The following is a 6,186-nucleotide window of genomic DNA, read 5'->3' as shown; positions in this document are numbered from 1 at the left end:
TCACTATAGAGCCTGCGCCTTAGGGGAGCAGGCGGTCCATCCCATTACCGGACATTCGTTCGGTTCTACCGGAAGTAGAGATAGCTTGTGTGGAGGGCCTTAAGTGCGCTTTTTTGAATTTGCTACCTATGCGAATTTTGGGAATTAGTGCCTATTCTCTGCTTCGGCAAAGCAAGTTCTTTCGTGGTATTACCTGAAGTTGCGCCTCAGCGTTCTTTATGCAGCGGTTGGATAGCAAACTCACATAAAGAAAGTAGCATGCTGTGCAATTTTGAAGAACTCTGTAGGCTCACCTACATTGTAGCTTTGCCTTCGCATTAATTCAAAGTCACATTCAAATCAATATTGCATTCAGGTTTCTTGAGACGGAATTGCCCATGCTAACTATTCTAATATGGCTTCCCAAAAGTTAGGTACCTCACTGTGAAATGGCCGTAGAATTCTAGGCACCTTCAATTCCTAGCTTCAATCCTTTGAAAGTAATCGTAGAATTGATTGGAAACAATGATTCCAATTACTTAAGGAATTACCTTTCGGCAAGTACATTATGATTCTCTTATGTATTTGATCTAGTCATATTAAGAATTTACATATTTAATATTTTATAATTTTACCTAATTACTGCACAGAAAACCCTCATGTCTAACATATTGAATTACATCGAAGAATATCTTCTAAAGTAGAATTGTTATAGTTATTGTACAATTATGAGTTTCTGCATGATCGTTTCTTGCTAAGAAGGCGATGCGTAAAAAACAATATTACGTACAATTTTAAGTAATAAAAATCAAAAGGATGTAGTAAATGCCTACCCTTAGTTCGCTTGATCAAGATGTACTTGATACAATCTTAGCAACTTATGATGTAACTTTCCCTGATTTAGCGCCAGAAGTCAGATCAGCTCTTGAAGATGCGGTAACTGATGTATTGTCTTCTGGAACTGATATCCCAGAAATTAAAGCACTCAGCAGAGCTGCTGCTTACGCTAACTTCAATTATGGCCTGGCAAGTGGTCTTGGGGCTACATCTGCAAGCGGTGATTTAAGCAAAGAAGATGAAAATCAGGCTGCTGATATTGCAGGGTTTATTGCCAAAGACTTCCGTGTACTTCAGAAACTTGGTGAGGCCATTGACTATGTATTTACTCAAAGAGAAATCATTGATCTGTCTACGCCTGTGGTCAATGATATCAAGACACAAGTAGCTTCAAACCTAAACAGCATAGATCGTGACATCGCAGTAATTCAGGGCCAGATTGAGCGATCCGGTACTGTGGGTGGCTATTTCTATGATGAAGACCTGAATGTGGCTGCAACTAGGAAGCTGGCAACCACATTGCAATTACGTGATGAACTGAGAGATCTGCAAACTCAGTTAAATGAGTATGAACCAGGGTCTACACTGGAAGGTGCGAAGACAGCTGATGATCTCGTGCAACAACATAGGGATTTTCTTCAGCTTCAGATTGATAGTCTTGAACTCGAGCGTCGCTCGATCGCAGACGAACTTGCTGCTCGGCAGGATCCTTCAAACCCTGCGCATAATCCCCATATCGTGTCACTTGTTGAGGCTGATTTAGATAAAATTACGAATCGTGTTGTTGATTTGACTGCCGATCGGTCGCTCTATGACACTTATGAAGAAACGGCAACAACCTCAAAGCTGGGCACCGGGCTTTCTATTTCAGGCAACTTGCTTCGTGTTGCACAATCCAGTGCTGCAATTGCAGGAGGTTTCCAGAGTCCTGATGCCGACTCCACAGCTCAGGTTACCGGTCAGGTCGGAAACTTTTTTAGTCTGGCAGGCGGTGCGTTTGATGCTGGTTCCGGTATCCTCGAGCAGTTTAAGAAACTTGATGTATCCAAAGGATTTTCTGGTGTAGGAGCAGTTGCGACTGTTGGTGGCAACGCTGCTGCTTTTGCAAATGTTGCTCAGCTGCTTGAGCAGGATCTGACCCCGGAACAACGCAAGATTGTTGAGGCTGAGGTTGGCCTGCAGGGCACTGCTTTGACACTGTCAGCTATTGAAGGTGGTTTGAGTATCGCACAGTTAGCTGTTCAGGAAGGCTCAAGAGCAGCAAGTGTACTGGGCAAAGCCGTTCCGATTATAGGTGCAATTGGGTCCGTTGTCGGGGCAATCAATCCATTGAAGTGGGCTGAGTTCTCTCAAAAACAAGAACGCATTGATGCAATTCGTGCTTCTGACACTTATAGTTCTGACTTGCTTGGTGACTTGCTTCAAGAAACCCAGACAATTGAGGCAGCTTTCTACGGTACAACCACTGGCCTTAATGTTGTAACCGGTGTAGCCAGTGGTGCACTTGCTGCCTCAGGTATTGGTGCACCAATCGCCGCAGCGGTAGGTATCATCGGCGGTGCTGTCTCTGCTATTGTGGGGGCTTTCGAGCAGGTTGCTCTTAATGATCTTGCCGCTCTGTATGCTGATAAAATCAAAACTGATGAAAATGGGGACCCGCAAACCGTAGAACAATTCTTCTCCGGAAGTTTTGAAGAGCAACAAGAAAAAACTAAGGCTCTTTATGCTGACTTCTTCTCCGATCTGGTTGCGGATGAGAGCATTGATCAGGTGATTGCACTTGGTGGCCAGAACCTGCATGCAACTGATATTGAGTTAGCAGCACGCACAAAAACAGCCGGCGAGCTCAATAAAACAGCACAGAACTTCATCGAAACGTTTACTGAAGACGGGTATCAGACCGAAGGTATGACACTTACTGAAGTTGCTGGTGATGCTGATAATGTAATTCAGCTGCCAGATGCGAACGGTGCGAAAAACTATCTGACATTCACAACTCCTCTGGTCCTGGCGGGTAATGAATCAACAAGTCGTCAGGCAACTGGGAAAAACCACTATACAACAACCCTTAAGGTTACAGATATTTCCGGATGGACCATCAGGGATACAGGGACAAATGCGACCGCTTTTGATCTCAACAAAGTTGTAACCAGCCTGAGAAGTAAAGACGGTCAAACAAAAGAAATTGGCATCACTGTCGAGGCAGGTGCTGGTGATGATACACTCTTCGCTTACGAAGCAAAAACAAACTTTGATGGTGGAGACGGGATTGATACAGCCTCATATGCTCGTCTTGATGGATCAACACTGACCGAAGCATCATCGTCTTCGGAAATTGCAGGACTGCGGATTGTTGCAGATAGCGCAACCAGTCTGGAGGTTACTAAAGCTCTAACTGCCGGTTCAAAGCTGTACCAGGAAGGAACCGACTCCAGAACCACTAATCCAGGTAAAGAAACAGAGGTGGTTGAGTTTCGCAGTGTTAGCCTTATTAACCGGGAAGACGTGCACACAACAATAGACCATCTTGAAAATGTTGAAATTATTCATGGCTCAGCAAGCCAAGATCTTATTGATGTTGTTAGTTCAACTCAGATCCAACAGATTTTCGGCTTTGGTGGAAATGACCTGATTAAAGCTGGTGATTCAGTTAAAATTGTTGGCGGTGGTGAAGGAAATGACACCATAGAGCTGTCTGCTGGCCTGGTAGAGAACCTGCTCACCAATGGAGAGGAAATCTATATTGATGGTGGTGCAGGCACTGAAGACGTCGTCGTGTTAAACGATGCGGCACGCCTTCGCTTGCTCAATGAACTGCAAGATCAGCAGATCCGCGAGCAAATTGCAGAAGACTCTGCTGATGCTATGCTTGGTGAAAACACAGCAAACCGGCAACAGGAAGTCGAAGCGGTAAAACAGTCTCTCACAACCATTTTGCGAAACAATGACTCCGAAGCAATTAAGCAACAAACTTTGTTCAATACTGAAAGGGTCACATTTAAGCTGGATGATCAGGGCAACTCAAGTCAGACAACGGCTCATTCACTGACAGACTATCGGGACGCGGTAAACAACGTATTTGTGAACTATAATACAGAGACCGAGTTAGCCTCTCAATTGAATGTAGGCGTTGATGCTTCGGACAACCAGACAGCAGTTTCAATATTGGGATCTGACTACAACGATCATATCACTGGATCTCAATACAATGATTATTTGTATGGTGGTGCCGGTGATGACACGTTTGTTTTGACTGGTGGCAATGACATTATTGTTGGCGGAGAAGGGAGAGATACCTACATTGTTGATAGTCTGGGGGAAGCTGGGCATTCTTGGATAACCAGTCCATTTTCGACAGACTATAGGGGCGATCAGATTATCGTTCTGGGTGGCCGGGAAGCATCCAATGTAGTCAGAATAATAGATGGTCAGAATATGATTTATTCTTTTGATGCTGACACCTCGATTACGATTGAGAACTTCTTCCAGGATAACCTTTATAAAACGCCTTATGCTGACATCGTAATCAGAACCACTCCTAACTCCTTTGAGCCTACAGATACTCCAGTTGGTGATAATGAGTTTGTAATTAACGGAGGATTGGTCGTAGGACCTGCCAGTCTTGATCCTAATCAATCAAACTATGGAGTCGATTATCTAAATGACTTCAGAGCAAACTACTCCAGCTTCCTTGCAAGCCGGCCAACATATGGTTCGCCTGGAAATTCTGGTGCAGATAGCTTTGCGGAGGGTCTTGAAGCCAAGTTCTCTGGTGATCCGCTTACCGCAGGAAAAATGACCAAATTCACCGGCCTGTTGAGCGGGACTGTTCCCGAGTTCTCCGAGACACGCGGTGATGCGGCTGACAATACTCTGAATGGCACCAGTGCCGATGACATCATTTATGGCGAAGCTGGCAATGATGTCATCAATGGCAACGCTGGTGATGACATGCTGATCGGCGGAACCGGAAGCGACACCATTGATGGTGGTCTCGGATTTGACGTGGTCAGCTATGAAAACTCTGCAAATCTGATCAACATTAATCTGGAGACCGAAAGCAGAGTGGTGTTCAAGACATCGGGACTTGCAATTGTTGGCAATGAGTCAGTTGTAAATGTTGAAGGTGTTGTTGGCTCTTCTTTGAACGACATAATTACCGGCAGCAACGGACACAACTTCCTGGCTGGCGGTGCTGGCCATGACACTATCAATGCTAACGCTGGTCAGGACGTTATTCAGGGAGGTGCCGGAAATGATCATTTGACTGGCGGTGCCGGAGCAGACGTCTTTGTCTTTGAGGCCGGACATGGTCAGGATCGTATCCTGGACTTTGATAATGATCTGGACCAACTTTCCTTCTTTGGCATTGTCCGTGAAGATCTGACTTTGAGTCAGGTTGGTGCTGATACGCATATTGCAACGGGTGCTGCTGATAGCATCATTCTTGTAGGTGTAAGCCAGAGCGATGTTCATCTTGATGACTTCCAGTATCTTTAATCACTGATGTCTGACAGATAAACCAATAATAACAATAATTTGCGCAATGGCTCCGGCCATTGCGCGATCAAGGGTAAGATTATGGATACTGATCAAAAACTGCTGACTTACGGCAAGATTGCCTGGCTCTGGTCTAATTCTGAACTGCACAAAGACTGGACAGTCAACCTGCAGGCCGGGTTTGCTCTGCCCGCAATTTCATCCGGACAATTTTGCATAGTTGAACACAATGATTTCCCGGTCGCCTACTGTAGCTGGGCTTTTTTTGACAAGGAAACAGAAGAAAAATACATCCTGAACCCCAGCCAGCTGCCGCCGGATTCATGGAATTGTGGTGATCGCCTCTGGTTCATTGACTGGATCTCACCTTTTTCTGCCAGATACACCTGGACCCTGCGATCACAAATGGCAAAGCGGTTTCCCACGGAAGTTGCCCGCGCTCTTCGCGTTAAAAAAGGCAATTCAAGGGGCCGGGTCGCAACATTTGCAGGCCTTGGACTTACTCAGCAGGACAGTCGTACAAAGAAACGTCGGTATTTTGAAGATATGGTTGCAGGCCTGACCGCCAACCCCAATCGGGGAGATCAGTTTTTTCTTTCTGGTCTGGGTCTGGACACACAGCCTGACACAGAAATTTCCTGAGTAAAGTCAGGGCAGTCATTCTGTAAGAGGCCAACTGCCGGGTAGCCGCATCCGGACCTTCAGTAACTGCATTGGTTCCTGCGTGTTTCAAAGCCCATCTACAGCACCTGAGAACTCTCTTCAGAATGACTGGTATTATCATTTCCAGCTTTCCAGTGAAAACAATGAAATTTCAACAACAAACCAATCCAAAGCGCCCTATGGTGGCTGAGGCGTTTGCGGCGTCTC

At 45.5% G+C, this 6,186-nt stretch carries 2 protein-coding genes; both read left to right on the top strand.

The window, feature by feature from the left end:
* Positions 1–804: 804 nt before the first annotated feature.
* Positions 805–5,316, top strand: coding sequence for a hypothetical protein (locus PsWM33_RS20430; protein WP_063301466.1), 4,512 nt, complete (start codon positions 805–807; stop codon positions 5,314–5,316).
* Between the two features lie 81 nt (positions 5,317–5,397).
* Positions 5,398–5,958 carry a toxin-activating lysine-acyltransferase gene (locus PsWM33_RS20425; RefSeq protein ID WP_063301465.1) on the top strand — a complete coding sequence of 187 codons (561 nt, stop codon included), beginning with the start codon at positions 5,398–5,400 and terminating at the stop codon, positions 5,956–5,958.
* Positions 5,959–6,186: the final 228 nt, after the last annotated feature.

The organism is Pseudovibrio sp. WM33 (genome assembly GCF_001623165.1).
Classification (GTDB): domain Bacteria; phylum Pseudomonadota; class Alphaproteobacteria; order Rhizobiales; family Stappiaceae; genus Pseudovibrio.
The sequence above is the reverse complement of the archived record's forward strand: the minus strand, read 5'-3'. Positions and strand labels throughout refer to the sequence as shown.